General features: G+C 43.1%; 36 protein-coding genes. 34 read left to right on the top strand and 2 right to left on the bottom strand.

Features of this window, described 5'->3' with window-relative positions; genetic code table 11:
• Nucleotides 1–12: 12 nt before the first annotated feature.
• Nucleotides 13–222 carry a helix-turn-helix domain-containing protein gene (locus ACM1ND_RS15125; protein ID WP_061829347.1) on the bottom strand — a complete coding sequence of 70 codons (210 nt, stop codon included), beginning with the start codon at nucleotides 220–222 and terminating at the stop codon, nucleotides 13–15.
• A gap of 272 nt (nucleotides 223–494) precedes the next feature.
• Here ACM1ND_RS15125 and ACM1ND_RS15120 point away from each other — a divergent pair, with 272 nt between their 5' ends.
• From ACM1ND_RS15120 to ACM1ND_RS15060, 13 genes are all read left to right on the top strand, one after another.
• Nucleotides 495–683: a hypothetical protein gene (locus ACM1ND_RS15120; protein WP_418026250.1), complete on the top strand. Its 189-nt coding sequence runs from the start codon at nucleotides 495–497 to the stop codon at nucleotides 681–683.
• On the top strand, nucleotides 680–862 hold the full coding sequence (locus ACM1ND_RS15115) for a hypothetical protein (protein WP_264453494.1): 183 nt from the start codon (nucleotides 680–682) through the stop codon (nucleotides 860–862). Before ACM1ND_RS15120 ends, ACM1ND_RS15115 begins: the two co-directional genes overlap by 4 nt.
• A gap of 72 nt (nucleotides 863–934) precedes the next feature.
• On the top strand, nucleotides 935–1,606 hold the full coding sequence (locus ACM1ND_RS15110; RefSeq protein ID WP_418026249.1) for an HNH endonuclease: 672 nt from the start codon (nucleotides 935–937) through the stop codon (nucleotides 1,604–1,606).
• Between the two features lie 68 nt (nucleotides 1,607–1,674).
• Complete coding sequence (locus tag ACM1ND_RS15105; protein WP_418026248.1) at nucleotides 1,675–2,535, top strand: DNA cytosine methyltransferase; 861 nt, start codon at nucleotides 1,675–1,677, stop codon at nucleotides 2,533–2,535.
• A gap of 37 nt (nucleotides 2,536–2,572) precedes the next feature.
• Nucleotides 2,573–2,887: a zinc-finger domain-containing protein gene (locus ACM1ND_RS15100; protein WP_418026247.1), complete on the top strand. Its 315-nt coding sequence runs from the start codon at nucleotides 2,573–2,575 to the stop codon at nucleotides 2,885–2,887.
• The gene (locus ACM1ND_RS15095) at nucleotides 2,769–3,416 is read left to right on the top strand and encodes a hypothetical protein (RefSeq protein WP_418026246.1); all 648 of its coding nucleotides are present in this window, start codon (nucleotides 2,769–2,771) and stop codon (nucleotides 3,414–3,416) included. The genes ACM1ND_RS15100 and ACM1ND_RS15095 overlap by 119 nt, the downstream gene beginning before the upstream one ends.
• Before the next feature lie 42 nt (nucleotides 3,417–3,458).
• Nucleotides 3,459–3,668 (top strand): hypothetical protein, encoded by a 210-nt coding sequence (locus ACM1ND_RS15090; RefSeq protein WP_418026244.1) that lies wholly within the window; start codon nucleotides 3,459–3,461, stop codon nucleotides 3,666–3,668.
• A 34-nt stretch (nucleotides 3,669–3,702) separates the two neighbouring features.
• Nucleotides 3,703–4,380 (top strand): hypothetical protein, encoded by a 678-nt coding sequence (locus ACM1ND_RS15085; protein WP_418026243.1) that lies wholly within the window; start codon nucleotides 3,703–3,705, stop codon nucleotides 4,378–4,380.
• Nucleotides 4,381–4,427: 47 nt separating this feature from the next.
• Complete coding sequence (locus ACM1ND_RS15080; protein WP_418026242.1) at nucleotides 4,428–4,871, top strand: YopX family protein; 444 nt, start codon at nucleotides 4,428–4,430, stop codon at nucleotides 4,869–4,871.
• Nucleotides 4,868–5,287: a hypothetical protein gene (locus ACM1ND_RS15075; protein WP_418026241.1), complete on the top strand. Its 420-nt coding sequence runs from the start codon at nucleotides 4,868–4,870 to the stop codon at nucleotides 5,285–5,287. Before ACM1ND_RS15080 ends, ACM1ND_RS15075 begins: the two co-directional genes overlap by 4 nt.
• A gap of 112 nt (nucleotides 5,288–5,399) precedes the next feature.
• Nucleotides 5,400–5,876 (top strand): hypothetical protein, encoded by a 477-nt coding sequence (locus ACM1ND_RS15070; RefSeq protein ID WP_418026240.1) that lies wholly within the window; start codon nucleotides 5,400–5,402, stop codon nucleotides 5,874–5,876.
• 25 nt (nucleotides 5,877–5,901) lie between these two features.
• On the top strand, nucleotides 5,902–6,288 hold the full coding sequence (locus ACM1ND_RS15065; protein ID WP_418026239.1) for a hypothetical protein: 387 nt from the start codon (nucleotides 5,902–5,904) through the stop codon (nucleotides 6,286–6,288).
• A gap of 210 nt (nucleotides 6,289–6,498) precedes the next feature.
• Nucleotides 6,499–6,825: a Lar family restriction alleviation protein gene (locus tag ACM1ND_RS15060; RefSeq protein WP_418026238.1), complete on the top strand. Its 327-nt coding sequence runs from the start codon at nucleotides 6,499–6,501 to the stop codon at nucleotides 6,823–6,825.
• A 243-nt stretch (nucleotides 6,826–7,068) separates the two neighbouring features.
• Here the strand turns inward: ACM1ND_RS15060 and ACM1ND_RS15055 are convergent, their stop codons facing one another.
• Nucleotides 7,069–7,413, bottom strand: coding sequence for a hypothetical protein (locus tag ACM1ND_RS15055; RefSeq protein ID WP_071558592.1), 345 nt, complete (start codon nucleotides 7,411–7,413; stop codon nucleotides 7,069–7,071).
• A 133-nt stretch (nucleotides 7,414–7,546) separates the two neighbouring features.
• On the opposite strand from ACM1ND_RS15055, the gene ACM1ND_RS15050 reads away from it, so the two are divergent.
• The 21 genes from ACM1ND_RS15050 (at nucleotide 7,547) to ACM1ND_RS14950 (ending at nucleotide 26,036) form a co-directional block, all read left to right on the top strand.
• Nucleotides 7,547–8,188 (top strand): hypothetical protein, encoded by a 642-nt coding sequence (locus tag ACM1ND_RS15050; protein ID WP_418026237.1) that lies wholly within the window; start codon nucleotides 7,547–7,549, stop codon nucleotides 8,186–8,188.
• 131 nt (nucleotides 8,189–8,319) lie between these two features.
• Nucleotides 8,320–8,574 carry a hypothetical protein gene (locus ACM1ND_RS15045; RefSeq protein WP_418026236.1) on the top strand — a complete coding sequence of 85 codons (255 nt, stop codon included), beginning with the start codon at nucleotides 8,320–8,322 and terminating at the stop codon, nucleotides 8,572–8,574.
• A gap of 355 nt (nucleotides 8,575–8,929) precedes the next feature.
• Entirely contained in the window at nucleotides 8,930–9,247 is a 318-nt protein-coding gene (locus ACM1ND_RS15040) for a hypothetical protein (RefSeq protein ID WP_264453506.1), read from the top strand.
• Nucleotides 9,248–9,596: 349 nt separating this feature from the next.
• Nucleotides 9,597–10,151 (top strand): tyrosine-type recombinase/integrase, encoded by a 555-nt coding sequence (locus tag ACM1ND_RS15035; RefSeq protein ID WP_264454820.1) that lies wholly within the window; start codon nucleotides 9,597–9,599, stop codon nucleotides 10,149–10,151.
• Between the two features lie 259 nt (nucleotides 10,152–10,410).
• A complete protein-coding gene (gene terS, locus ACM1ND_RS15030; protein ID WP_418026235.1) occupies nucleotides 10,411–11,250 on the top strand; it encodes a phage terminase small subunit in 840 nt (279 codons plus the stop codon).
• Nucleotides 11,171–12,592: a terminase B gene (locus ACM1ND_RS15025; RefSeq protein ID WP_418028034.1), complete on the top strand. Its 1,422-nt coding sequence runs from the start codon at nucleotides 11,171–11,173 to the stop codon at nucleotides 12,590–12,592. Before terS ends, ACM1ND_RS15025 begins: the two co-directional genes overlap by 80 nt.
• A gap of 71 nt (nucleotides 12,593–12,663) precedes the next feature.
• On the top strand, nucleotides 12,664–13,593 hold the full coding sequence (locus tag ACM1ND_RS15020; protein ID WP_418026234.1) for an STM4504/CBY_0614 family protein: 930 nt from the start codon (nucleotides 12,664–12,666) through the stop codon (nucleotides 13,591–13,593).
• 119 nt (nucleotides 13,594–13,712) lie between these two features.
• Complete coding sequence (locus tag ACM1ND_RS15015) at nucleotides 13,713–13,919, top strand: hypothetical protein (protein ID WP_418026233.1); 207 nt, start codon at nucleotides 13,713–13,715, stop codon at nucleotides 13,917–13,919.
• Between the two features lie 52 nt (nucleotides 13,920–13,971).
• Nucleotides 13,972–15,324 carry a phage portal protein gene (locus tag ACM1ND_RS15010; RefSeq protein WP_418026232.1) on the top strand — a complete coding sequence of 451 codons (1,353 nt, stop codon included), beginning with the start codon at nucleotides 13,972–13,974 and terminating at the stop codon, nucleotides 15,322–15,324.
• Between the two features lie 153 nt (nucleotides 15,325–15,477).
• A complete protein-coding gene (locus ACM1ND_RS15005) occupies nucleotides 15,478–16,533 on the top strand; it encodes a 3-oxoacyl-ACP reductase (protein ID WP_418026231.1) in 1,056 nt (351 codons plus the stop codon).
• Nucleotides 16,534–16,536: 3 nt separating this feature from the next.
• The gene (locus ACM1ND_RS15000) at nucleotides 16,537–17,538 is read left to right on the top strand and encodes a hypothetical protein (RefSeq protein WP_418026230.1); all 1,002 of its coding nucleotides are present in this window, start codon (nucleotides 16,537–16,539) and stop codon (nucleotides 17,536–17,538) included.
• A 65-nt stretch (nucleotides 17,539–17,603) separates the two neighbouring features.
• Nucleotides 17,604–18,002 carry a hypothetical protein gene (locus ACM1ND_RS14995; protein WP_418026229.1) on the top strand — a complete coding sequence of 133 codons (399 nt, stop codon included), beginning with the start codon at nucleotides 17,604–17,606 and terminating at the stop codon, nucleotides 18,000–18,002.
• Nucleotides 17,999–18,565, top strand: coding sequence for a hypothetical protein (locus tag ACM1ND_RS14990; protein WP_418026228.1), 567 nt, complete (start codon nucleotides 17,999–18,001; stop codon nucleotides 18,563–18,565). Before ACM1ND_RS14995 ends, ACM1ND_RS14990 begins: the two co-directional genes overlap by 4 nt.
• Nucleotides 18,566–18,575: 10 nt before the next feature.
• On the top strand, nucleotides 18,576–19,151 hold the full coding sequence (locus ACM1ND_RS14985; RefSeq protein ID WP_418026227.1) for a hypothetical protein: 576 nt from the start codon (nucleotides 18,576–18,578) through the stop codon (nucleotides 19,149–19,151).
• Nucleotides 19,148–19,726 carry a hypothetical protein gene (locus ACM1ND_RS14980; RefSeq protein ID WP_418026226.1) on the top strand — a complete coding sequence of 193 codons (579 nt, stop codon included), beginning with the start codon at nucleotides 19,148–19,150 and terminating at the stop codon, nucleotides 19,724–19,726. Before ACM1ND_RS14985 ends, ACM1ND_RS14980 begins: the two co-directional genes overlap by 4 nt.
• On the top strand, nucleotides 19,723–20,157 hold the full coding sequence (locus tag ACM1ND_RS14975) for a hypothetical protein (RefSeq protein ID WP_076294656.1): 435 nt from the start codon (nucleotides 19,723–19,725) through the stop codon (nucleotides 20,155–20,157). Before ACM1ND_RS14980 ends, ACM1ND_RS14975 begins: the two co-directional genes overlap by 4 nt.
• 10 nt (nucleotides 20,158–20,167) lie before the next feature.
• On the top strand, nucleotides 20,168–20,614 hold the full coding sequence (locus ACM1ND_RS14970) for a hypothetical protein (protein WP_341057482.1): 447 nt from the start codon (nucleotides 20,168–20,170) through the stop codon (nucleotides 20,612–20,614).
• Nucleotides 20,615–20,659: 45 nt separating this feature from the next.
• Nucleotides 20,660–21,448, top strand: coding sequence for a hypothetical protein (locus ACM1ND_RS14965; protein ID WP_341057483.1), 789 nt, complete (start codon nucleotides 20,660–20,662; stop codon nucleotides 21,446–21,448).
• Nucleotides 21,449–21,512: 64 nt separating this feature from the next.
• Nucleotides 21,513–21,851 carry a hypothetical protein gene (locus ACM1ND_RS14960; RefSeq protein WP_071558615.1) on the top strand — a complete coding sequence of 113 codons (339 nt, stop codon included), beginning with the start codon at nucleotides 21,513–21,515 and terminating at the stop codon, nucleotides 21,849–21,851.
• 142 nt (nucleotides 21,852–21,993) lie between these two features.
• Nucleotides 21,994–22,137, top strand: coding sequence for a hypothetical protein (locus ACM1ND_RS14955; RefSeq protein ID WP_167518779.1), 144 nt, complete (start codon nucleotides 21,994–21,996; stop codon nucleotides 22,135–22,137).
• Between the two features lie 89 nt (nucleotides 22,138–22,226).
• Nucleotides 22,227–26,036 carry a transglycosylase gene (locus ACM1ND_RS14950; RefSeq protein ID WP_418026225.1) on the top strand — a complete coding sequence of 1,270 codons (3,810 nt, stop codon included), beginning with the start codon at nucleotides 22,227–22,229 and terminating at the stop codon, nucleotides 26,034–26,036.
• The last annotated feature ends 19 nt before the right edge of the window (nucleotides 26,037–26,055 follow it).

Here is a 26,055-nt window from a genome sequence, read left to right as displayed (position 1 = left end):
GCATAGAGGTCCTTAATCCTCTTGCTCCTCAGTAATAAACAAATCCTCAATCGTAACATCTAGCGCTTTAGCGATAGCAAATAAATGCCAGGCTTCATGGCGACTATTTTTATCAAATCTACTAATTGAACCCTGTGGAATTCCAGTCATTTCAGACAATTCCATTTGAATGATACCTTTCTTTTTTAACAAAGGCGTCAAATTCGGTTTCACTTTAAGCAATGCAATTCACCTCTCAGTCGAATTATACGATACCGAATATTTATTAGCAACATGCATTGACTCTATATTCGATATCGTATATTATTAGGTCAAGAACTACAATTCGATATACGATATGGAATAACGTATTCAAGTCTACAGCATTGCGGAGATTCTCAGGTGAGATTGATACAAGCCAAATGATCAACTCAGGAAACTTTTCCTACGCTCTACATTGTATCCGAACGAGCAACATTGTACTGGAACCAAAAAAACATATAGGAGGGGTGGATATGACGGAGCAAGAAGCGGATGAATTCACCACAGCATTATCCGAGCGTTATGTGGAGATACAAAAATATAATTCTCATAACAACGAATTATTGAACACTTGGAATGGTGTCATTGATACCTTACCACCTGACATAAAGCATAATTTTGTAGAAAAATATAATCGCCTTACAAGGGAGAGTAGTTCGTGAAAAAGCTCGACTTGAACACGCTTGATGAAGAGCCTATCGAAGTACAACAAGCTGTGGCCTTTTACGCATCACTAACGATTAATGAAATTCGTGTGACAACGAAAGAAAGATATCGACATTATTCAGTTTTAGAGGAAGCCGGATTATTGGAGCCTTTAAAATCCGTAGTGGAACCATAGCGGTTTAGGCTCAAAATATAAGCATAAGCACAGGAAATACGAATCAATCTGTTGGAAAGGTGGCGAGGGAGAATGTCTCATCAAACATTCTGGAAACCGGAGAAAAAAGTTAAAGAGAAGAAGTCGTACAGCAGCCTTGGACAGCGTAAAAAAAGCAAAAAGCCGATTCCGGAATGGAAGAAGGATATTCTTGCTCACCACCAGTCACGTCCTTCTCGGGCTGACCGAGCTGAATTTCCGCCAGAAGTAATTACTGAATTAATAGAAGAGACACAAGGCATCTGTCAATGTGGGTGTGGTCGTAAATCCACTCAAACCCATCACGTAATGCCAAGAGGCAGAAGCGGACGCGGTGTAAAGACAAATGCCATGCGTGTCTGCGATACCTGTCATGATCGTATCCAGACAAACGAGGAAGAACTTCAAGGATGGATAACGACATATTCATTAACTTATGGACCTAGATTTTGGTTTGACGAACAAGATTGGGAAGAGTACAACCGCAAGCAGGCGGCGCGTGAACGGATGGAAGCTGAGAAGAGAGAGCATCTAGATTACATGAAGCCAGTAATGGAACTGATTACTTCAGCGGCAGGCCGAACTTTGAAGGCTAAAGAGATACGGCTGTTGGAAGCTATGGATGATAAGCAAATGCTCGTTTTTACAAACATGATATCTGATGCTTTGAAAAATTTCAGCGTACCAGCACCTTCTTATGGTTATGGTGAGCGGTTCGAGGATTGATCTATAGCCCCCAAGGGCAGAGAGGACAAACACACCTTTGGGGATAAGAAGGAGGGAACAGCAACAGAGTGATTACAGCAAAGAGTTACTTTAGCGGAGCTGGAGGCCTTGACCTTGGGATGATCGAGGCTGGGATAAATGTCATAGAGTCCTATGAGATAGACAAAATTGCTTGCGAGACATTGAGACAGAACTTTGAGCACCAAGTAAATGAGGCGGACATAACCAAAATCACTGTACTGGACCAGCAAGATGCAGATGTATACATTGGGACATTCCCATGTACCAGATACAGCACAATCGCGGATATTCACGGCACAAGGACCGGAGACGACCTATTTCTTCACTTCTTCCGGCACGTAGCACTGGCGCAACCAGAGGCATATGTCGTTGAGAATGTACCAGGCATGAAGAAGTTCCAAGTTGTCATGGAATGCTTAACCAGACTGCCAAACTATTATGTCAGGGTTGAATGTCCGGTGAATGCAAACATGTGGCTACCGCAGGAGCGAAAACGGTTGATTGTAATAGGCACTAAGAAACCTCTTAGCCACTTGCCTTATCCAGACGATAACCCAATAGCCATGAAGGACATCATAGATGTCGGGGCTGAGGTATACACGCCTGAGTACGTGCAGAAGCGTTTAAACGGCGGATACAGGGATCTGCCCATTGTCACCGACTTGGAAGGCAGAGCGCCTACATGTGTTGCTCATTATGCCAAGGATAGATCAACACGACTGGTGAATGATGGAGTATCAATACGGCCCTATACTGTTCGCGAATATGCGAGATTACAAGGCTTCCCCGATTGGTTCCAGTTCGCCGGGACAGACAATGATGCTTACCGTCAGATAGGCAACGCCGTTGCTGTACCAATGGGCAGATGGGTTGGCGAGGCAATTAAAAAGTATTTTCAAACGGCTTAATTTAGGAGGCTTAGCCCTCCATAAGGGGGTTACAAGCATGAACCGGATAGACGCAATTATAGCGATTGGTGATCTACTAGAACAAAAATGTTCCGGTTGCCCAACACGGGACGAATTTAATCGTAAGTACGGCAGTGTTACATCCAAGTTGGATAAGCACTGCAAAATGAATTGCCCTGTGGGGAAGCAGCTCCAAGACTACGGAAGGCAACTAAGTCGGAAGGGTGACGGGAATGGAGCGAATAATTTATGTAGCAGGAGTCAACCGGAAGCACCTTGCAGAGCAGGCCAGCGCTGTTCCGTATTGGCTCCTGAGCGCGACCCTGCTGCGAAAGTACCCCAGTTGGCTTGAGCCATACATGCGTAATCGGGCGGTGATATGGGACCCTGGGACGTTTACCGAGGATTGCATATCGTATCAGGGTTACAGGGCCTACATTGATCGGAACGTTAAATCTCGCCATCAACACATGCAGTATGACGAGATTGGCAACCCGGAAGCTACAGCATGGTATTTACAGGATATGCGGCGGCGCGGATACAATCCGGTTCCTATCTTACAGCCTGGCGGAGATACGGGGCTGCTTCAAACGGAACAACTGGTATTCATCGGAGGGACCGTGCGAATGTCTGAGGAAGAGCGAATTCGTTACCTTGATGGCTTGCTGTGCGGCCCTGTCAGAGCTCGCGTGCATCTGTTAGGCATGATGCTACCTAAATGGTTTGCCCCGTACAATGCCGCTGTGCAGGGAGATAACACAAGCTGGATACCACGTTCGGAATGGAACCGCCGTAAGACTGTAGCGGAGTGGATGCGAGAATACGGCAAGCAGTGGATACCACCTGAGCCAAGACGTTCGGTGCAACTGACACTATTTTAAGGGGATACACCCCCTACTACCTATACCAAAGGAGAACGCTATATGTATTGCAATTCACCCAACATTTACCGCCTACAAGAGTGGCACGAAAGTACGGATGAGATAGGAATGCAGGCGGATTTTAGTAATGAAGTCGGTGCAGAGTTGTTTATTTACATTGCAGACTGCCAACGAAAACGTAAATCAGTAACGTTATGCGGTTTTATCAAACATTTACAAAAGACGGCGGATAGCTTCGGTGTTCTGAAGTAGTTCCAGCCTACTACCTATAAAGGAGAGATAAGAAATGGATATGAACTTAATCATTAATAACCAATTGGCAGCATTAAACGAAGAAGGTTATGTAGAGAAGATCATTAGGAAGCAACTGGAAGAAACAATTAAGGATGTTGTCGAAGATTCCTTGCGTAGTTGGAGTGACTTCGGAAAAGGGTTGAAAGAAACTGTAAAAGGGCAGCTGCAAATCAATCTCGATAAATTGGATATCCCTTCGTACAACCAAGTTATTCTGAACGTTATTAAAGGTGAGATAGAGCGTTCGATTCATGAAGAAGGCGCAGCGAGAATACAAGAGCAGTTACAAGAGTTGCTAGGAACAGGGAAGAATGAATATAGATTGTCAGAATTAGTAAAAGAAATGGTTGAGGATGAACTTAAACTTGAAGAACTGTCTTATGAAGAGGTTGAGCAAATCACGGTTATTGTAGAGGAAAAATACGGAACCAAGTACGTATATATGGACCCGAAAGAAGATGTTGAGTGGTACCAATGCAAATACATGATATCGCTTGAAAAAGATATGACCGTATCAAGAGCCGAGGTTTCAGATAAAAAATTCGATAACCGTGTGATTATGGGTGGAATGTACGGATTGGATGCGACCTTGTTCAAGATGTGGTCTCAAAAAGCAACACTGGTCATTGATGATTACGAAACGGAGTTTGGAAACCCAGAATTTGAATGAGGCATAACAGCCTCTTACCCTATACCCTTATAAGGAGATGAACGGATATGAGAGAGATTAAATATCGTGTTTGGAGCAAGCGGATGGGCATTATGATGCAAAACGAAGTAATGGTAGAAGCAGGCAGGCAAGTTGTTGAATTTGCTAAACGTATGCGTCCTGATATGCCTGATATGAGCAACGCGAAAGGTGGACTTCTGCTTCCGACTGATGATGACGACCTCATTTTCATGCAATATACCGGAATCCCAGACAAGCAAGGTGAGGAAATTTATGAAGACGATATATGTACTGCGGAAGAAATGATATTCCCGCTATCAGGCACACGGACAGGCGTTGTGAAATATATAGACGGTTCATACGTGCTTGAAGACTTGGACGGAAAAGACGGTATTTATTTGTTCAGCGAATCGGCAGAGATTACGGTAATAGGCAACATACACGATAACCCGGAGCTGCTACAGCCCCTAGGGGAGGAAGAACAGTCATGAGCAAGATAGATTTTGAACTTGTCTCTTTGAAGTTGAAAGAAGCCAACATTTCAGGGCTGACATACGATCAAGATAATAACGATATCTACCAGTTGGATAGCGATTGGATTGTGTGTGAATTGTCAGCTGCTGCTGATGGAGTAGTAGGCGAGGTTTTGGCAGGAGCACCAGCGTGGGCTGAACTATTACTTGAACAAAATAAGATTCTCCGCGAACAGCTTGCAGAGAGGGACCGGACAATAGCAAGGCTCCGCAAGGCACTGGAAGAAGCCCGAGAACGTTGTGCTGGTCGAGGTGTGAAGACTACCATGCTGAACAGGCAAAACCGGAAAATGCGAATCCTTTTACGAGATATTCGTTCTGAGGGAGTAGGGGATAAATTCGCTTCAAAAATTGACATAGCATTAGGGGAGTAATCACCAATACAATACGCTCCTATATCTTTCACTTGAAATAGGTGTTCTTTTTCAAAAAAGTATATGATAATATTTGAATTAGACAACCTAAATCAAAATAGGAGTGACATTTATGGAAGCTAATTCTCGAGAAGAACTAATTAAACGACTTAGAGATACTCGAATGGAAGGAGAAAGACTGCTTTTTAGCATTAAACAGAATTCAACGGTCGGTCGCGATTATTTTGTAGAAGCAGGGGATCAGCTTGCTGATAAGTTATTCGACCTACACACAAATAAAGATGTAAAGATTAATTCACTTCGTTCACAATCTACTAACTTAATAAGCCAAAAAGATAAGTTTTTTAAAGACTACGCTGCTTTTTGTGCTGATCCAATAGGATTCAACAAAAGGCGTGAGGCAGATGCGGCAAAGGTTGAAAAAAGAGGGGGGGCCCGAAAAGGAGCAGGACGTAAATCTCTTGGCACAAAGAAATCCGTAACAATAACCTTGCCGCAAGAGCGTTGGGATGAGATTGACACTTTGATAAAGAACGGGAAATTCAAAAGCTACCCTGATTATTTCAGGCACTTGGATAGTAAGGATTAAACCAATACAGGGAAGGATGATAGATATGTCGGTAAAGGAAATGACAGAGCAGCACTTTAACGAAGAATTAGCTAAGTGGCTTGGGTACACCATGGTATTCGTTGGTGGCGAACCTAAGTATGCAAGAGTCATATCGCCGGAGGGCAAGTTAGTCGGTAAGACTAACACCGATACAACAAAAGCATGGGCTGGAGCCATCCCAAACTATTGCAACGATCCTGCCGCCTCTCTGGAGGTACAGGCAGCAGCATGTGAAGTTGATCCAAACGAATATATCCGAAACTTGGAAAAGGTTAAATGGGGGCAATCGACCGGATGGAAGGTGAGCAACCGCGTGGTAGCGCAATTGTGCAATGCTAGCCCACGAGAACGCGCAGAGGCTGCTTATATGACATTATCAAGCAGGGTGTAGGTAACACCTGCACCCACTAAGGGAGGATATATACATGAAAGGTCATCCAGATGAGGTTAAGCAAAAATGTCAACGCGATAAATGTAGTCGTGAAAGATATGAATTAATACAGTCTCCAATAACAGGTGATAAGAGATTTGTGTGTAGCAATTGTTGGAACTATCTTTATAAGAAAAGCAAGACGACAAAATGAACTGGGAGGAAATATTGATGAAAGCATGCCCATTTTGTGGAGGAACACCATACATCAACCGATGGCATAGCGAAAAAGGTACAAGCATTAAATGCAAGAACTGCGGATGCACAACACAAGTCGAATACGGGGAAAATGGAGCTCTTGCGGTGTGGAATAAGCGCACAGCAGAAACCGCAAGACCGCTTGACGAGTGGGGAGAGGATTATGGAGACGTCCTCTGGTGGAAATTCCCGATTGTGGAACCTCCATATTGCGGTACCCCCTTGGATGCTGACTGGCCGGATTATCACACGCATTGGACACCAATAACCATACCCATTTTAAGGGAGGAACAACAATGACAGATAAACCACACACGCATGTGCAGCCTGAACACGCGTATCTCCCGCAAGATGAAGGAGACACCCCATGATAAGAGCCTATACCTCTATATTATGCGCATTACTGTTATATGTGGGTGTAGTCAGTATAGATAGGTATGTGATTATAGAAAGGATAGATCCAAGCGAGGTGAACTTAAAAGTTAAATATAAAAACAAAAAAAAGTAAGCACCTATGACAAAAGTGCTTACTTTAGGTGGATTTTATTTTTTCGGAATAATACTGTAAAGGTAGCCACGAAATAGTGGGTATACTTTATTTCCAGAGGTTTTCCATTCATATAAGTAAATAGTTCCCATATAACTCCCTTGTATGTAAAACATGCTTTGAGGAATGTAATCTTTCATTGCCTCTGAAAACTCTGACTTTTTAAACGAAGAACCTTTGATGCCAGTTACCCATTTTTTGTCCTCTTGTGTCGGAGTGTATGATCTCTCAGAAGAAATATTTGCTGAAGTTTGGGCTTGTTCTGCAAAACCTAAAGATGGTACAGACAATGCCCCAAGAAGAACTGTGCCAGCAGCCAAAGCGATAATAGATTTTTTCAAAAGTAAAGCCTCCTTAGTTTGTTTATCTTCATGTGCAAACTATGGTGTAAGGTTATTATAGTGTTTCTATTTCCATTTAACTACCAGAAATAACGATTTCACCAAATTATCACATTATATAAAGGAATGATAAATGATGAATGATAATCAAATGTGTATAGTAAATAGTCTTGAAGAAGAGTCTTCTGATACGCAAAAGATAATCCAGGTAAACTTTTTTTCAGACATTGAGCAGGAAGATATTCGAAAAACAAAGTGGCTTCTCAGTAAGTATGTCGATATGATTGACGTGATCAAAAACTATGAGTTTGCTCTCCAGCAGATTGAAAACGGAATGTCTGCGTATGAGTTGCTTTCCGCCGAGGGGGCAATTGCAAAACGGGAGTCAGGTCAGGAGTTAACGGCAGATGTAACAGCGAATGCTGCGATCCTAAAGGACAAACGGCATTTGAATTACAAATTCTATCAATTCATCACAAACAATGTCCGCTTCGCCGTGAACAACATGAGGGACCCACACGAGGGACTTGCTGCCAAGCTGCTGTTCATAGATGGAAAAAAATATCTCAAGGCCCAGCAGTATATGGAGAAGGGATACAGAAAAGATGTGCCTGGTATCTCAGCTACGACATTTGCAGATAAACGACGACGAGCGATTGTAAATATAGCAAACAGCCTTAAAATTAATCGGACTTTGGATTTTGTGGTTATCGACTACGGGAGAGGGCGGAATAAGGAAGGAGAAATTGGACTCAGGATGCCAGAAATAAATTAGACCGTAAGGGCTTAAGCCTTTGCGGTCTTTATTTGTTATGTAGGGTAAGACAAATCCGTAGTAGGTGCGGAGTAGAGAGGACTTACACTTTATTCAGGAACAAATTAAATCTATTCTAGGAGGCAATAAACATGGCACATAGATACGCTTACTTGGACAACACAGGTATTTTACATCTTCATCCGTTGGAAAGCGAAGCAGCCAAGCATGGCAAGTATGTAGGCACAAATCTGGATTACGACGATAGTGGCTTCCCAATTATTGGCGGTGAGGGTGTAGTTTACTATGTAGACAAAGACACAGCTTATGTAAACGGAAATGAAGATAATGGCAAACAAATTGCTGTACCAAGTGGCCTTAAAGCGCTGGCTGGCCAACTTCTGTAATTTTTCCAAAACTAAAACTAAATCGGAGACAGGACTCAGAGGGTAATATAAACCCGGAGCAAGAAGGATGTCCATTGAAGGCCCATTCCGGGCATGGCGGATTAGCGGTAGCCGCATGTTATAAATTACCGCAATTTTATACATACAACTGTACTTGGAGGACAAAGGCATGTCTAAGAAAAAGGTAGCGGATTTTGGAATTTTAGTAGTGGCCTGTGCTATTGGTGAATTATTGGGGAACCTTGTGATTTGGTTAGCGTGGAGCTAATCAGAGCGTAAGAAAAATACAGGGTTATAGCGGTTCGATTCCGCAGTGTGGTAAACTTGATCAAAACGAGAATAGGGGTGCTGTGTAATGTCTCTAATACCTATAAATAACATTATTTTAGACGGTACGGAGATTGAATTAGAAAACGGGTTTCTAGATTGGAATGATTATGGGTCTGAAATAACTGCAAATGGATTTTCTCATCCAGATTGGTTTCAACTCAGACGGACGCATTCTTTTATAATTCACCTATCCGACACAAACGCTATTGAAGGTCGTGTGGAGTTGGAGATACAAGACGTAAATTCAATTGTTAAAATATATAATAACAGTTCATTCGGACCAATAAGTAAGCCGATTTTAAAAATGGTTATATTGTATCATGAAGTAAAGACGAAAATTTAATAAAGTCGCGAGTCGCCAATAGGCGGCTTTTTTTATTTGTTCAGGAAACTTTTCCTTAGTTTCAGATACATACAGAACAGAGATAAAACCGCAGTAATAACGAATTAGAAAAATGATATATTGTATCCATAAAATAACGTAAATTTGAGGTCGCTGAGAAGCGGCCTTTTTGCATTGGAGGAATGTGATGTGGCAACCAAATCAACAAGGCGACCTCCGCCAATTCCAGTTAGATCCTCACGTCAACCTAAAAAGTGTTGCGGATGTGTTTGGGGAAACTGGACTGGTACTAAACAAGCTTGCATGCTGCCGTCCTGTGTTCGAACAAATCCGAAAGGAGACAAACATCATGAACTTCGTTCAGCCGATCCGCGATCCTAAAAAGTTGGAGGCCATAAAGCAACACTTGAAAGAGAAGAATGAACGAGACTACATCCTGTTTCTGGTTGGCATTAATACAGGCTTGCGAATATCGGACATTCTCCCCCTTAAGGTCGGTTCAGTAAAAGGGACTCACATCGTTATACAGGAAAAGAAAACAAAGAAGAAAAAGATTATCCCCATTCGCAAAACCCTCCGCAAAGAATTGGATGCATATATATCCGGGAAATTGGATAGCGATTATTTATTTCCGAGCAGGAACAAAAAGAGGAGATCGGAAGTCGTGCCGATCAGCAGCAGTATGGCCTACAAGATGTTGAACGGCGTAGCACGGAAGTTTGGTTTAAAAGAAATCGGCACCCACTCCATGAGAAAGACATTCGGGTACTATTTTTACAACACAACCAAGGATATAGCGTTACTAATGGATCTGTTCAATCACACCGAACAGAAGGTGACTTTACGCTATGTGGGCATCCTTCAAGACACTTTAGACGATGTTTTGAAGGATTTTGAACTGTAGCAATTCCCTTCAATCGGGTAACCGTGAATTCAAAATAGGGAAAGAACAACAAAACAAATAGCATCAAGCAATCTCAGCGTTTTACGAGTTACCGAGAATATATATTATAGTGAATTAGTTTTACAGTATCTAGTTGAATAAGTGCTAGATTTCTAATCGTTAGAACAACATGAGAAATAAATGCAAGTGGAGCGCTAAATTTATTTTAGACATCCGCGTTAAAACCAACTCGAATACTTTGGTGGTGGTGAAAAATGAAGTGAGTAGAGAACGAAGCCCAAATAGGGAAAAGGCACTAAAAATGTGGATTGACAGCGGGCGCGATATGAAATTAAAGGATATTGCGATGAAGCTTGGTGTCAGTGCCTCCAGTATTCGCAAATGGAAGGCATTGGACAAATGGGATGAGATACCGGAGAAAAGAAAGCGCGGCGGACAAACTGGCAATAAGAATGCAAAAGGAAATAAAGGAGGAGCTGGAGGCCCATACGGAAACGACAAAGCTGTTACACACGGATTTTTTCGTAAGTTCATGCCACAGAACCCAGAATTCGTTGAAATAATGGATGCTGTCCAAGAAATGGACCCAGTAGACATGATCTGGTACAACATTACCACTCAATTTCAGGCGATAATTTGGGCGCAGCGGATCATGTTTGTTGAAAATAAACAGGAAATGATTAAAGAACTTAAAAAAGTCGAGTATGAAATACACAATACAGGTACTGCCAAGAAGAAAAAGCTTGAGCAAGTGCCAATCAAGGAAGAATATGAATTTCAATTTTCTTGGGATCGTTACGCTACCTACTTGAAAGCTCAATCCACAGCCATGTCTGAATTGCGTGGTGCTATCAAGCAATTTCTGGCGATTGCGGATGAGGAAGATGAACGCCGTCTGAAACTTGACCAAATGCAAGCACAAGTTGAAAAGACGCAGCTCCAGATTGAGGAAATGAAGAACGGGAAAGGCGATTCGGAAGAAGACCTTATAAATGATTGGGTAGAGGCGGTAATGAATGATGGCGAAGAAAGTGGAGAGCTTGACCAAACGGATGGCGGCATTCAAGAAGAGGATGCCAGTGTACCGAAAGAGTCCTAAAACATTTTTCAAAGAGATTTTGAACTTCAGCCCTGATAAGTGGCAAGAGAGCGTATCGGCTGATATTGCAAAGCATCGTTTTGTTTCCGTGAGATCCGGTCAGGGTGTGGGCAAGACGGCGCTTGAAGCGGCAATCTCACTATGGTTTTTATGCTGTTTCCCGTTTCCGCGCGTTGTTTGTACAGCTCCAACGAGGCAACAGCTCAATGATGTACTGTGGGCGGAAATCAGTAAATGGCAGTCCCAAAGCCCAATTCTAAAACGAATCCTCAAGTGGACTAAAACTAAGATATATATGAAAAATTATGAGGAACGCTGGTTTGCAACAGCACGTACAGCCACCAAACCCGAGAACATGCAGGGGTTTCACGAAGATTACATGTTGTTCATAGTGGATGAAGCTTCCGGGGTAGATGACAGGATTATGGCTGCTATATTTGGTACGCTATCAGGAGATTACAATAAACTTTTCATGTGTGGGAACCCGACCAAAACGAGCGGGTTCTTTTTTGATTCTCATAATAGAGATCGAGCGATATACAGGACACACCGTGTATCTTGCTTGGACAGCCCGAGAACCAGTAAAGAGAACATCGAAATGCTCAAGACGAAATATGGTGAGGGTAGTGATGTTTGGCGCGTTCGGGTATTGGGTGAATTCCCACGGGGGGAATCAGATACATTTATCGCACTTGAAGCTGCTGAATTTGCTAAAGATGAAGTTAAAATGGAACCTTATGGAACAAAGCTATTTGTCGGCGTTGATGTTGCTCGTTTTGGGGACGATGAGACAACCATGTACGCACGTATGGGCGGAAAGGTGATAAAGACTCATTTCCACCACAAGCAGGATACTATGACAACCACAGGCTGGGTATTGCGTCTGGTTGATGATGTAAAGGCCGAACGATCAGAAGTGGATGAAGTTGAGATTCGTATAGATGATAGTGGAATAGGTGGAGCTGTAACAGATAGATTGAATGAGATTAATGAGGAGAAGGGATTGGGTTACACCATCATTCCAGTTAACAACGGATCAGCAGCGAAAGATGCTCATTACGGAAATCTCGGGGCTGAGCAGTGGGGGCATATTAAGGAAATGCTTGAGTCTAACATGAGTAATTATGTTCTTGGCAAGTCAGGAGACTTGCAGTTACCAGATGATGAGAAACTTATAACGCAGCTCACTACCCGAAAATGGCGGATGGGTAGTAATGGTAAGATATTCTTGGAACGTAAAGAGGATATGAAAAAGCGCGGACTACAATCACCAGATAGAGCAGATGGATTTGTACTTGCATTTGCAAACATTGAAAAAGATAATGGTTTTTCTTTTGGTTAAGTTATTAGTTATTGTAAATTTAAAACTCTTATTATATGGTAGTGTTATTAAAATGAATTGATGGTGATTATATGGCAATTTTCGAATTGTTCTCAAAGCGAGAGAAAAAAAGAAATCAAATTACTAATGATCCTTATCAATACACAGAACTACCTAGGTCATTAAGAGTGCAGATTGTTCATATATGGAAAGACGTAGCGGGTGAAGGGTCGGCTTATTATAATTTTTCTAGTACATTTTGGGAAGTTGTTCATAATACTATGATTAGAGAACTTGGGCTGTTTACACTTTCCGATAAAACGGATGATGATTATAGAAAATGTGTAGATTTTTTACTCTCTTCAAGCAATGAAAATGCCTTAGACATAATTGATTGTACTTTCTATTTGTTTAAAGGTTACCTAACTCAATTAGATTCTTATTTTAGGGAGTCTTCAAGGGGAGGATTTTTAAGTCCCCAAAAAGCTATCAAGGAATTGAATTATAGATTTAGAGAGAGTGGAGTCGGTTATCAATTCGAAGCTGGTGAGCTTATTCGGGTAGATTCGAGTTTAATCCATGAGGAATTGACCAAACCAGTGATATCTTTGCTTTATAATCTTGAATTTCAGGGAGCGGAAGATGAATATTTAAAGGCGCATAAACATTATAGGGAAGGAAGATATAAAGAAGCTATTGCAGAAGCTCTGAAATCTTTTGAGAGTACAATGAAAACTATTTGCGTACGTATGAATTGGGAGTTTAAACCAAGTGACACTTCTAATAAATTAATTGATTTGTTGGTGAAAAAAGAATTAATTCCTCTTTATATGCAACAGCATTTCAACTCTTTAAGATCTACTTTGGAGTCGGGCGTACCTGTGTTACGCAATAAAACAAGTGGGCATGGGCAGGGTGAAGAGACAGTGGAAATTCCTGAACATTATGCTTCTTATGCTCTACACTTGTCTGCTAGTAATATTTTATTTTTGGCGAAATGTTATCTTGATAAAAAGAAGTAAAATCCGCAGTAACACCGTAATAACTCAATGATATTATTTAGACATAGAAATATGAACGAATGCAGAAGGTCAGGAAAATTTTCCTGCCTTCTATTTTTATATCTGGAGGGTTGAATGACATGGATGAAGTTTCTGAATTTGTTGACCTTGCATTAGAAAAATGGAGAGAAAAAAGAGATCAATCATTTATTGCGTACAATCTTAATCGTGACGAAGTTTATGCGACTGGAGGCTTTGAAGGTCTTCCTGCTGAATGCCTGATTGCCGTATGCTATGTAGATGCTTACGCATGCGTACAAGCAAAAATCCGAAGCAAGGACGAATAAATCAGATGTTATTCTTGTTTCATAGAAGTCTACGAGGAAAGGAGGTACAGACTTGGGTGTAAGACAGTGGCTAATTAACTGGCTAGCGGCGGGAAGGCCGAAAAACGAACCTGAACGACAGACGGAAAGCTACCCATTCCCGTTTGGTATCATGATGAGTAAGGGAAGTAACCAGCCAGCGCCGAAGAGAACACCGACCAACTTACGAACGTTATCGGAATCCCCGATTCCACGCAGAGCAATTAATGTTATCAAGAATGGAATCACAAAGCTGAACTGGTCCGTAGCTGCCATCGACGAAAATGATACTGAGAAGTACCGGGAGATATGCAAGATTATCGAACGGTCATTACTAAAGCCGAATCCTGGTGACTCGTTCCGTTCATGGATTGAGCAAATAGTCGAAGATATGCTTGTATGTAGCGCGGGTTCATCGGAAGTGTTGAAAGCTGGCGATACTCTCAGGCCGTTTAGAATGTATCCAGTGGATTCTTTCTCAATTGACTTATATCCTGAATGGGATGGAAAGGATAACTCTTACCGCTACGCACAGCGGGTTCGTGGACAATATGTACATTTAAAGTCTTCCGACCTAATGTATATACGAATGAATCCGAGAACCAATACACCATTCGGACTTTCACCGTTAGAAACGGTTTGGGAATCAGTTGAAAGCTTTATATCAGCGCACCGATCAGCTGGGAAACAAGCTTCGAATACTGTGATCAGGAAGCTGATTAACCTTGGTAGAAATACTGATAGTAAGGCTGTAGCTGCTTTCCGTGCGTATTGGGAAAATGAAGTGCTGGGCCGTGGTCTTAACCCTATCATAGGTGGCGAGAATCCAAGTGTACTGGATTTGGGGGCTACGGATGATAAGGCGTTATTTCTTGAGTGGCAACGGTTCTTAATTGAGATTGTTGCTATCGCCTTTGACATATCACCGAAGAAGCTGGGGCAAACAAAGGATGTGAACCGTTCAACGGCGGACAGTGAGGACGACGATACGAATGAAACGGTCAAGTCTATTGCGGAAAACATCGTGGAGCATATCAACAATCACATAATTGATGGCATTTTTAAGCTGGGCGGCGTAATTGAGTTTAAGTTCCACTATGCTGCGTCACTTAAGGATCAGAAGCTTAGGGCTGACATTGACGCGATTTACCTTGACCGAAGAACTGTGACACCAGATGAAGTACGCGATGGTCTGGCGCGTAAAGCATTGCCTAATAAACATGGTGAAGTAATATTACAGTCAGGCAGCACGTCGGCTATTGATCTGAATAAAACTCAGGAAGAAATACAAGGGGAGAAGGACAAGCTGTTAAGTAAGCTTCCCGAAGATGATCCGCCAAACAAAGACAAAACAGAAGACGATGAAACTGACACCGCTGAAGAGTAGGTGTTTTTATTTTGCCCTGAAAGGCGGTGAGGACGTGTTGACGAAGTTCGTCGGCAGGATTGTGAAGCTGACTTATTTGAGGTCTGTCCCTGTGCCAAGGAACAGGGCGGAGCGCAGGCAGCAAATGTTTAGCGGAGGGAGGTGAGAATCTAAATGCTTAAAACGTTGAAAATGAGCAACCAGCGGATGCGCGTTCAGGACTTCAAGTTGTCCGATGAAGGAGGCCATCCAAACAAAGTTCCTTTCAAATGCGCTCTTTTCGCTGTTGACCAACCTAGTGACGGCTCACCTCATGGGGCTGGTGGGAAACGTATTCGTATTTCATCAAGTGTTTGTGATCAATATCTGCAAACCTTTGTAGGCATGGCCTTGAATATTGACTACGCCAACGGTATGGCGGACCATGATCCGCGCTTTAAAGTCGCTGTGATTGATAAAGCTTACCGTTCACTTGATGGGTATGCATGGATTGATGGATACATTTATGCAAAGGATTTTCCTGATGTGGTTGCGACTATTCGTTACTACAATGGGCTGGCAGCTGAGTATAGCTGGAGCGAATACCAATTTGGAGCATCATTGGAGATGGAAGCCGCTGTACAGGATGCAACGGATATAGAAGATGTGTTGGATGTAATTGAGTTTTGCGGTACGGGAGCAGCCATCCTGTTTGCTGATGCCGCTGCCTATAAAACAACGAGCTTTGCTGCTCGTAACATGAAAAAGGACAAGGAGGATGTCGATATGACACCGGAACAAATTAAAGCGATGGAAGACTCCATGAAGGCACTGCAAGACGGTATGACCGCTATCACTGCGAGTGTGCAAAGCGTGGTCACAGAGGTGGGGGCAATTAAAACAGATATCACCACTATTAAGGCTGCAAGCGAAGAAGCCGAACAAAAGACTGCTGAAGAACAAGCTGCTGCTGACCTAAAGGCAGCTCAAGATAAAGCGGACGCTTTAGAAAAGGAATTGAAAGAGTTAAAAGCAGCGGGTGCGCCTCCAGCAGAGCCGGAACGCAAAACATTCAGCGCGTCTGCATTATTGTCCAAGTATGGCAGTAATGCCAATCTTGCAGCCGGAGCGGAAGTGAATGATTACAAAACCTTCTGCGCTTCTGTCGATGCTCTGAATCTTCCGTCCTCTGAATCTTTCAAACTAAAAATGCAGGCAAAAGCACAATTTGCTGAGAAGGAGAGTGTGTAATATATGAATAACCGCGTAGGAACAGCTGAATTCGTGACAATGGCAGCAGCAACGCAATTTCAAGGACCAGGGGCAATTATTACAGACGATTTCCAAAAAGAAATTACAGATGTATTGCGCCGAACATCTGTATTGGATGGACGACTAAATTACGTACCTGCTACAGGAGATATTTCAACTTACTATGAACAAAACACTGTTAAAGGCGGGGAATTCGTCGATCCGCGTAATCCATCGGCTGCTTCCACTAGCAATCAGCGCACACCTCATGGGGTGAAGATTAAGGCCTTGACCAACCAAGTTAATTTTGGGCATTATGATATCACTTTAGGACAACAACAAAACAACTTCCCTGAGCTTAAGGCGAAGGATTTGAACGATATGATTAACGGCATTGGTCTAGCCCACGGCAAGGCTCTTTGGAGAGGTACAGATACAGGATTGACAATCCCTACAACTCTTCAATATGTGGGCCTTGCCAATCAAATCACAAACACTTTCACTGTTGGACCAACTGCATCTATTGTATCGGGTATTCGGGCGAAAGTTGCTGCAATGGTAGCAAGTGAGTTGTACGAGCTTATGCCAACCGCTATCTATATTCATCCTATTGCTCATCACTACTTGGAAGAAGAAGAGAGAACCGTAGCCAACAATGAAACGCAAATCAGCAACATGAAGAAGACAACTGTCGCTGGTTTGGAAGTACTTGCTATTATGACTGCTGCTGGACTCTTGCCGATTATTCCAGAACCGTTTATTACTTCGTCTGTAAATGCGACGACAGCGTCGAATACTGACTATGGCATTGCAATTGTAACCGAACCAATGATTGAATATCACTACGTTGGAGAAAAGGGAATCTACTTGTTCCAATTGGGCACAACATCAAGCTTGCAAGAGCAGTATGTAGGCATCAAATACGGCGCTCCAGTAGCTAAAGGACCAAGTTACGCTCATGCGTATGGGACAATTGAACGTCCAACTATCACAGCCGTATCATAATAAAGTTTAAGTCAGGAGACGGTTAATGTGACCGTCTCTTTTCATTTTGAGAGGAGATGATTCAGTTGGCCAAATCAAATCTGGACAAGTTGAAAGATACGATTACTGAAAGTGTAGCCTTGTTAGCGCAGGCTGAGATTGGTGGAAACGGAGGACAATATCCTCAACAATCAGCAGATACTTTCAAGGAAGCGATTGAGGTAGCGGAAACATTGGCCGGTACTGAAGGGGTAGAGCCAAGCCAGTTCGATGCTCAAACAACAGTGCTGAATGATGCACGTAGTTCTTTTTTGTCTACAAGGATTCCGGCAGTCCGAAAGGTTACGCTTCGCGGTACACCGAGCCAGCGCAAGGGCGCTCACACGATTCATTTTAAAAATGGGGTCGTCAACTTCGTGGATGGCGAAGCGCAGTTACCAGATGAACTAGCGGACGAGCTTACTGATGCTGGATATGTGGAATGAGTCAATATCTTGATATAACGGATAATGACTTTGTTCCGGCTGGTATCAAATTAACTGTTCCGCTTATTCTCAGGGCATCGGCAGTAATAGACGGAAGGTGCAGACGTGAGATTGGAGTTACAACCTATACCGAACGTATACCGCTTACCGATCAGCAGCGAGGGCATTTGTCCTATTACCCGGTTGTAGAGGTGAAGGAGGTAAAGGGCAGGCCGAAGCAGGGATTGATGGGTAATTTCTTTGGTCCGCCAGGATTCGAAACAATCGCTGATATCGGCACAGTTGATATAGACAAGGATATTGGTACAGTCTGGTGTGGTTACTCTCCTTTTGGTTCAACTTTTGCAGAGCTGGAAGTTACGTATACCAGCGGTTGGGAGACGATACCTGATAAGGTCAAGGTGGCATGTGGCCTGATCATAGGACAATTAGCTGGGAATCCGAACACCAATGTCAAATCGAAGAAGGACTTCGACTATAGCATTGAATACTTTGGCAACAGCATGGTTACACCTGAGATAGCCGATCTGCTTTCAGAGTTTGAACATAGGTCATTTAGGTAGGTGAAGAAAGATGTTTTTTGAGTTTTCACACCGCCATACGCCATGTGTAGTGGATGGCAACGAAGATACAGTGATACTGTCACGGGAAACTAAAGCGACGACTGTAATGGGCAAAGAATACGTCTATAACGGTGTATTCTCGCCTGAATCACTCATTAATCGTGGTTCTTTGGTGCAGACAGAGGACACGTTTCTGGTTCTTACCTTAAGAAAAACAGTGGATCAGGACAACTACTGTTCTTTGGTTAAAACGAATGCTGTGGTAGAGGTGCAAAGATACCAGCAGACTTATGACGCAAACGATAATCCGGTGGGCGATGCTGAATTTACATCGGTCGCTGCTGATGTTGTTTGCTTTGCGCAGTATGTCACTGCACAATTGCGACAACAGGAGCCGGGCTTGCTGCCGAGTACCGTGTTTACCTTGCAGTTACAGACGACAGTCGATGTAAAAGACCCTCAAGACTCAAGTCTATCCGCGCCTGAACGGATTGTAATGGGCGGGAAGACATACCAGGTAGATGTGGTAGATAGGATAAAGTATCCTAATCTGCTGCATGTCCAGCTTTCAGAGGACCGCCGATGATTACAGGGTATGATTCAGCGAAAGCGGCGAAGGATCTGGAGAATAAGCTCGCTGTTGAAATTACCGGGCTAACGAAACTGGTCATGCTGACAGCCAAAAGCGGCATACGGTACTATCCGGCAGTTCGGGACCATTTGGAAATGCACATGTTTGTACTTGCTAATCAAATGATTTCAGGAGATATAATCGCGGACTATTGGCAGGCATGGCTTGAACAGTTTGGCAAAGGGTCCAAGATGGCAGACAGCAGTCAAAACCCCGGATTGGTGACCTATATGAACAGTGAAGCATGGAACCGACTGAGGTCCAAAGGTGATCGTATTATTGTAGGTCGTTCCCGTGGAAAGTACCTGGCAATTGACGGGACCATGAAGGAATCAGGTGGGGGCTATGCTGGAGTAAACTTGGAGGAGCTTGCGGAGCGCGGTGATATTGATCCTTCATTCAGGGCCACACCGCCAACCTACTTTTTGCGTATTGCAATTCAGTCTAACCGGAAACGTATTCTGGATGGCATTAGCCGTGTAATAACTGAGTTTCCATATCACAGATACTTCAGGGAGGTTAAGGAGTGAGTTTGCAACTTATTGATGCCGTTCAGAGTGCCTTGAAAGCAGATACAGAGCTTATGTACATGCTGAAGCTCACTTCTTCATCATCTCCTGACGAAGTCGTAAAACGATTCACCAAAGGCATGGAGCCTGAAATAACGGTTAGCAAGGATACAATTCCTCATATCTGCCAGTACGTCATGCCGGGACGATATGCAGTTAATCCGTTAGTCTTTGAGGGCAAGTTCTGTATCGACTTCTACGGGAAGACAGCACGTGAAGCGAAATTACTGTTTGAACGTTCATTCAAGATTTTGCACGACAGACGACTGACAGCTCAGGGCTTTGCTTCATATCTGTGTGTTCTAACCTATGACGCAGACTTTGCTACTGGTATACAAGGGGCCAAGGGATACAAAGCAATTTTCGATGTTGATTACTTGAGAATGAATTGAGGTGAACAGAATGGCAGAAGCAGCAATATGGAAAGTAACGGGAAGATCCGGTGAACACAATGGCGTTAACCACGTTGAATATGAGTTGCTTGATTCAGCGCAAAAGCGAGTTTCCTTGGCTAAAACAAATGTGTCCAGCATTGAAAAAGATGGGGTTAAAATTGAACCGGATGACCAAGAAACTCTATGGTTTAGCGAAGCAAATACAACCAAAAAGTACAAATTTAATGTAGTTACTCTTGCTGGTATAACTTATGAAGCCGAATTGAATTGGACTCAACCTAATCCTCCTAAACCAGAACCTACCGAGTGGGATACGCTGATTGCTGAAAAAATCACGCTTGCTAAAGGATTGGGTATTATGGGTGTTTGGAATCCAAAACAGGGCTATAAGCTAACCAACGAGTACAGCCGTATTGCAGAAATTGATAAGCGTTTATGGGAACTGGTCAAATAAGCTGACCAGTTTTTTTGTGTTCACACATAAGGAGGATGAAATTATATGCAACCTTTAGTATTTGATGGTGTGGGGTCGGCGCAGGTTTATGAAGAAGGCGGAAGGCTCAAGTTTCTTGATGATAAAATCACTAAAGTAACTTTGCAATTGCAGTTTGATTGGGACAAAGTAATGGGCGGCGATAGTGGATATGCATTCCACTATACTGCTAAGGATTTAGGGGATAAGGCCTCTATGGAGGTTCCTCGTTATTCTGACATCCTCGCTGAATTGTCTCAAGGGGCCGAATCAGAAAAAGGTACGGTTCAATTTGACGAAGTAGAGCAAGGATTCTTGACTGCTACGGATGGTTACCAGCTAAAAGCTCCTTCAAAGTATAGTGGAACTTTTGTCGCTAAGAGTGACCGTGTTTATTTAAAAGACACAGCAACAGGAGAACTCACTGAACTGACTCGAGTAGCATCTGCTCCAACAGCAGAACAGTACGTAATTACAGCTGATGGAAAAATTACATCTGATGTTGCAAACGAAGGGAAGTTAATCACTGTTACGTTCAAATGGTCAAAGGAGAATGCTACAAGAAGTAGTTTAAGCGGTAAACGCCGTCCGAAACCATTTAAACTGGTACACCGTTTTTCCTTAACCGATGATCGGAACGGTAAAGAAGTCCCTTGCCAGCTCACTATTTGGAAGGCTCTCGGGGGTGGAACTTTGGACGTGTCCCAAGAACGCAAAAAGCCAACCACTAACACATTGGCACTGGAGATTATGGAACCGGATATCACGCCAGAGAACCCAAACAGATATGCAGTAGAAATCATTTTCGGTATCTAATCAATTACTAACCCAACCCCCTATCGCTCAGGTAGGGGGTTACATACATTGAGGAGGAAATTTAATGAGTACAGACAAACAGTTAGATAAAACACTTAATATCGGGACGGAAATCCCTCTTGGTGAGGGAATTGTAAAACACGTTAAAATCGGAACTATTGCTCTGATCCGTCAGGTGCGGCAACTTATGAGTGGAAATGAGTATAAGTTCTCTTTTTCAATTGGACGTGAAAAATGGGATGCCACAGAAGATCGAGCCGAGGTCGATTGGCCTAAAGTTGAGGCATTGCATAAGGAAGCCTTTAATCTTGTGCTGGTAGAAGGACTGACGGAGGAAGAATACGAGAATGTAGACGAAGAGGGCATTAAGGAGTTGGACGGCCTCTTAGAACGATTTCTATAAGGAGTCGTTTCCACCTGATGAAGATTATGAGCCTGACGACGAAGACGACCAAGAGGTTACTGAGGATGATCGGGAAACGGACTGGATAGAACTTTGGGCTTTATGCGTGAGTAATGGTATTTCTGATTCAGAGTGGCCTAATATGACCATTCCAAAGATTAGAGCGCTCATGAAAGCCAAGAACAGAAACCGGGAATTTGAAATCATTCTTCACGGTGGCAATGTGGAAAACAAAAAGCCGAAGAAGGTCAAGACGTTATCTGATCTTGGTTTCTTCGCCAAGTAAATTAAGAGGCATCCGCAATCATGCAGGATGCCTCTTTTTCTGTATTTAGGTCAGGAAACTTTTCCTGAACCATTTGTGAGGTGAGTTAAGTGGCAGACTTAAATAAGGACGTAGTAGGCGCACGAATAAACCTGGATACCAGCAAGATATTACCTGCATTCAAGGTTATCGACAATGGAGCAAGAGCCAATGCTGAATCGTTTAAACTTCTAAATGCTGAATTAGGAATCAGCGAGAAAAATTTCAAATCCTTAGCCAGTAGTGCGGATAAGTTTGCTTTGAGTGCAGAAGACAGACGGAAGAAGATTCTCGCTGAATCCGAAGCTCTTGTAAAGCAGCGTACTGCACAGGCAGAATTAAATAATGCTCGGAAGAATCAACTGGACCAGGCGAATAAGATAACCGACGATAAACTCAGAGCACAGCAGGCCATTGTAAAAAAGCGTGAGGATGCAATTGAGCAGCAGGAACGAGAGCATCTAAAACGGATGGAGGCCCTTCAAAATAAGGCGACATCAACCGGACAGAAAGCCGCTAAAGTTTCAGGGGTAGGAACGGATGATAAGACGCGTGAACGTGTCCTCATGCAAGAACAGGCTATCCGTATGAAGTTGCAACAAATGGCGGATAAGGAAGCACAACAAGCAAGGAAGAACGCTCAGGATTATGAGAAGTTCTGGATAAACGCTCTGCGTGCTAGAGAACAGAAAGAAGCACAGGTTCGCGAAAAGGTGCTTCAAGAAGAACAGAAGATCCGTCGTTCACTGAGCCAAACCGAAGCACAGATGAAACAGACCTTCACTACAACGCCTAATTGGATGAGCCGAGTAGGAGACATGGCTACGCATGCGCTTGTATTCAACACAATGTATGCAGCCATGCACAAAGTGCAGGAAGCACTTAAAGAAGGATTGGTTGGGATAGAATCCAACATGGCGGGTTATATCCAAACAAATGAACATTACTTTTTAGAATATAACGAAGGCACTAAAGAAATGGTTATGAACACCGAAAAATTACATGACCAAACGACCAAATTCATTCGCACGGCCCATGACTTGGGAAGTGAGATTATGGATGTTACCGAATCTGCGCGTTTGTGGGGCCGGATGTATAAGGACGCAGGCGTAGTTCAGGAAATGGTGCGTAAGTCTACGATGCTCTCGACTGTCGATTTGGTTTCTCTTGAAGGCGCGACTAAATCAATGGAGTCCACATTTGCTCAATATGGCGTGCAGATTAAAGACAGCAACGACGCCATGGTGCTTGGCGGTCGCGTGCTGGATTCCTGGTCCAAGGTTGCCCATGACACGATGGCACCAGCGAGGGACTTGGGAGCTGCCTTCGAACGGACAGGTAAGATAGCGGCAGAAACAGGCGTTTCATTTGATTTTATGAACGGCTTGATTTCAGCAGGTGTTCGTAACACGGCTCTCAGCGGGGAAAACCTGGGTAACATGTGGAAGACAGTCCTGGGTACAATTCGGACAGACAAGGCTGTTGGAGAAATTGAGCGTTTAGGCGTTGCTACCAAGGAAGTCGTCAACGGACAGGAACAATGGAGACGAGCAGAAGATATCTTACTGGATTTGTCTACCAAAGTAATTGACAAAAACTATGACCTTACGAAATCCTACGCTGATATTTCACGCGGCGTATATCAATATGCAAAACTGGCCGCTTCACTTAATGCCGGAGACATTTTGTTGGGTACAGCGGCTTCTATTGGATCTACTGGCTCCACGATGGAGTACCTTAAAGTGCAGATGGATACTATTCAACGTAAAGCAGCTCAAACTAAGGCTTCATTACTGGAAATATTCAATAATGCTGGTGATGATGGATTGCGGCGCACTATCAAGGACGTATTGGATGCAATTGACCAACTACTTATCGGGCTTACAAAAGTTCCTTCCGGCGTGTTTGAGGGAACGGCAGCAATCGGTGGTCTACTGCTTGCCTATAAAGCTCTGAGCGGCCCAATCATGAATGTAATTGCTGCTGTGAAAGTGTTAACCACAGCGAAGGTAGCGGAAACCGCTGCTATTGGCGCTAATACGGTAGCTAATAACGTTAATATTGTTTCCTCACAAGGAGCAACTCTTTCAACAGTTCAGAGAGTCGCCGCTACCGAAGGGGCTACAGTAGCACAAGGAGCGCTAATAGTGGCTACTGAAGGAGCTACAGTAGCTACAAAATCATTGTCTGTTGCTCAAGCCACAGCAACCGTGACGACAGCAGCAGCAACGGCAGGATTGAGCTTACTTATTGGTGCAATTGCTCTAGTTGCAATGAATAGCGGTAAAGAAGAAAAGGCTGCTCGTGATCGAATCCAGAACTTAAAAGATGAAGATTCGGCATCTCAACAAATGGTTAGCCAATATCAAAGACAGATTGAATTAGTACCTAAATTGGCTAATGCGCATCGTTCTCTTGAACAGTCACTTAAACTAAGCACTGGCTCGGCAGAAAAGGAAACCCAAGTAAAAAAACAACTTGAAGAGGTTTCAAAAGCGTTGGTCATCACTCTTGGAAAAGAAGGGGCTAAGCAACTTGAAGCAGCTGGTTATACCGATGAGGCTGTACAGGTGCAAGTTGCTGCTTTGAACAAACTCATCGAGAAGCAGAATGAAGCCCGAAAAAACGTATTGAAAGATCAGCAATCGCAATTACTCGACCAACAAAAGCAAAAAATAAATGAAATCACAGAAGCCACCAAAGAATTGGAACGAGTAAAGAAGATCATTGCTAATCCGATTGGAGATTTTTTAGGGACAGGGGAATTCAAAGAAGACGCTGCCAAATTAGAAGAGAAAATCAAATCTTTAGAACAAGAAAATAATAAGCTTACTTTATCTGTAACAGAAGTAGGAGTAGCTTTAAGCCAAGCGACTATTGAAACTGACCAATTTGCTGGGAAAGCTGGAACAGCAACCGAAAGTGTTAAATCACAGGAGGAAGCTCTTGCCGATTTAAGAGAGCAGATTCAGGGGAATGGCAAGGCGATTTCTGAGATGAACACTGTTTTAAATGATCTTGCCAATAAACAGTCCATGAACGCAGAAGCTGCGGCTGAATTAATTCTCAAATACCCTCAATTAGCTTCGGAGATTTACAAAACATCTGAGGGATGGGCTTTCGAAAAGAATGCTCTCGAAGTTGTCCGTAAAGCTAAAATACAAAAGGCTATAGATGATCTAAAGTCAGAAAAAGCTTCCAGTTTAAGCACAAAACTTGAGTCTGACGATCGTATTGCAGTTTACATTAAAGAGGCTGGAGCGATTAAAAGTCTTGCTGAGTTAAAAGCTAGATTGAATGGAGTTATGGCTCAAAGTTCACTAGATGTTTTTAATAAACAAAAAGAATTAAACAACATGACTGGAGTGAAATCTTTCCTAAGTGCTCCTTTTCAGAACCAGTTAAACCAAGATAAGAAAAACATGGAGAACAGCAAAAAAGATATAGGCGAAATATATAGTGGATACGAAAAAGATATGAAGCAGTATGACACTCAGATTAATGCTTTAAGCAAGCTATATAATGATCCTAAATTTGGCGTGAGTTCTTCTGGTTCAAAAAAATCGAAGGGGAGCGGGGGCAAAAAAGGCAAGAGCGATGCAGAACGTGCAGCTGAAAAAGCAGCTAAGGACGCATCTGCGGCACGAAAAGATAGTTATGATAACGAACTTGATAACTTTAAGTATATCGCTGAACGAAATGAATGGTCTGTAGACCAGCAAATAGCTGGATACAAACGATTGACTCAGCGGCATAAGCAGTACCTATCGGAAGATAAGGATGCAATGAAGCAATGGAGCCGAGATGTTCAAAAACTGAATGATTCCAGATTTCAGGAAGATGTCGAGAACCTTGAACGAAGAACCGAGCGCATGCGGTAGGCCAATAAACAAGAAATTG

This window comes from Paenibacillus sp. JJ1722 (assembly GCF_048282685.1).
Lineage (GTDB): Bacteria > Bacillota > Bacilli > Paenibacillales > Paenibacillaceae > Paenibacillus > Paenibacillus polymyxa_B.
This window is presented reverse-complemented; position numbering and strand designations above follow the sequence as displayed.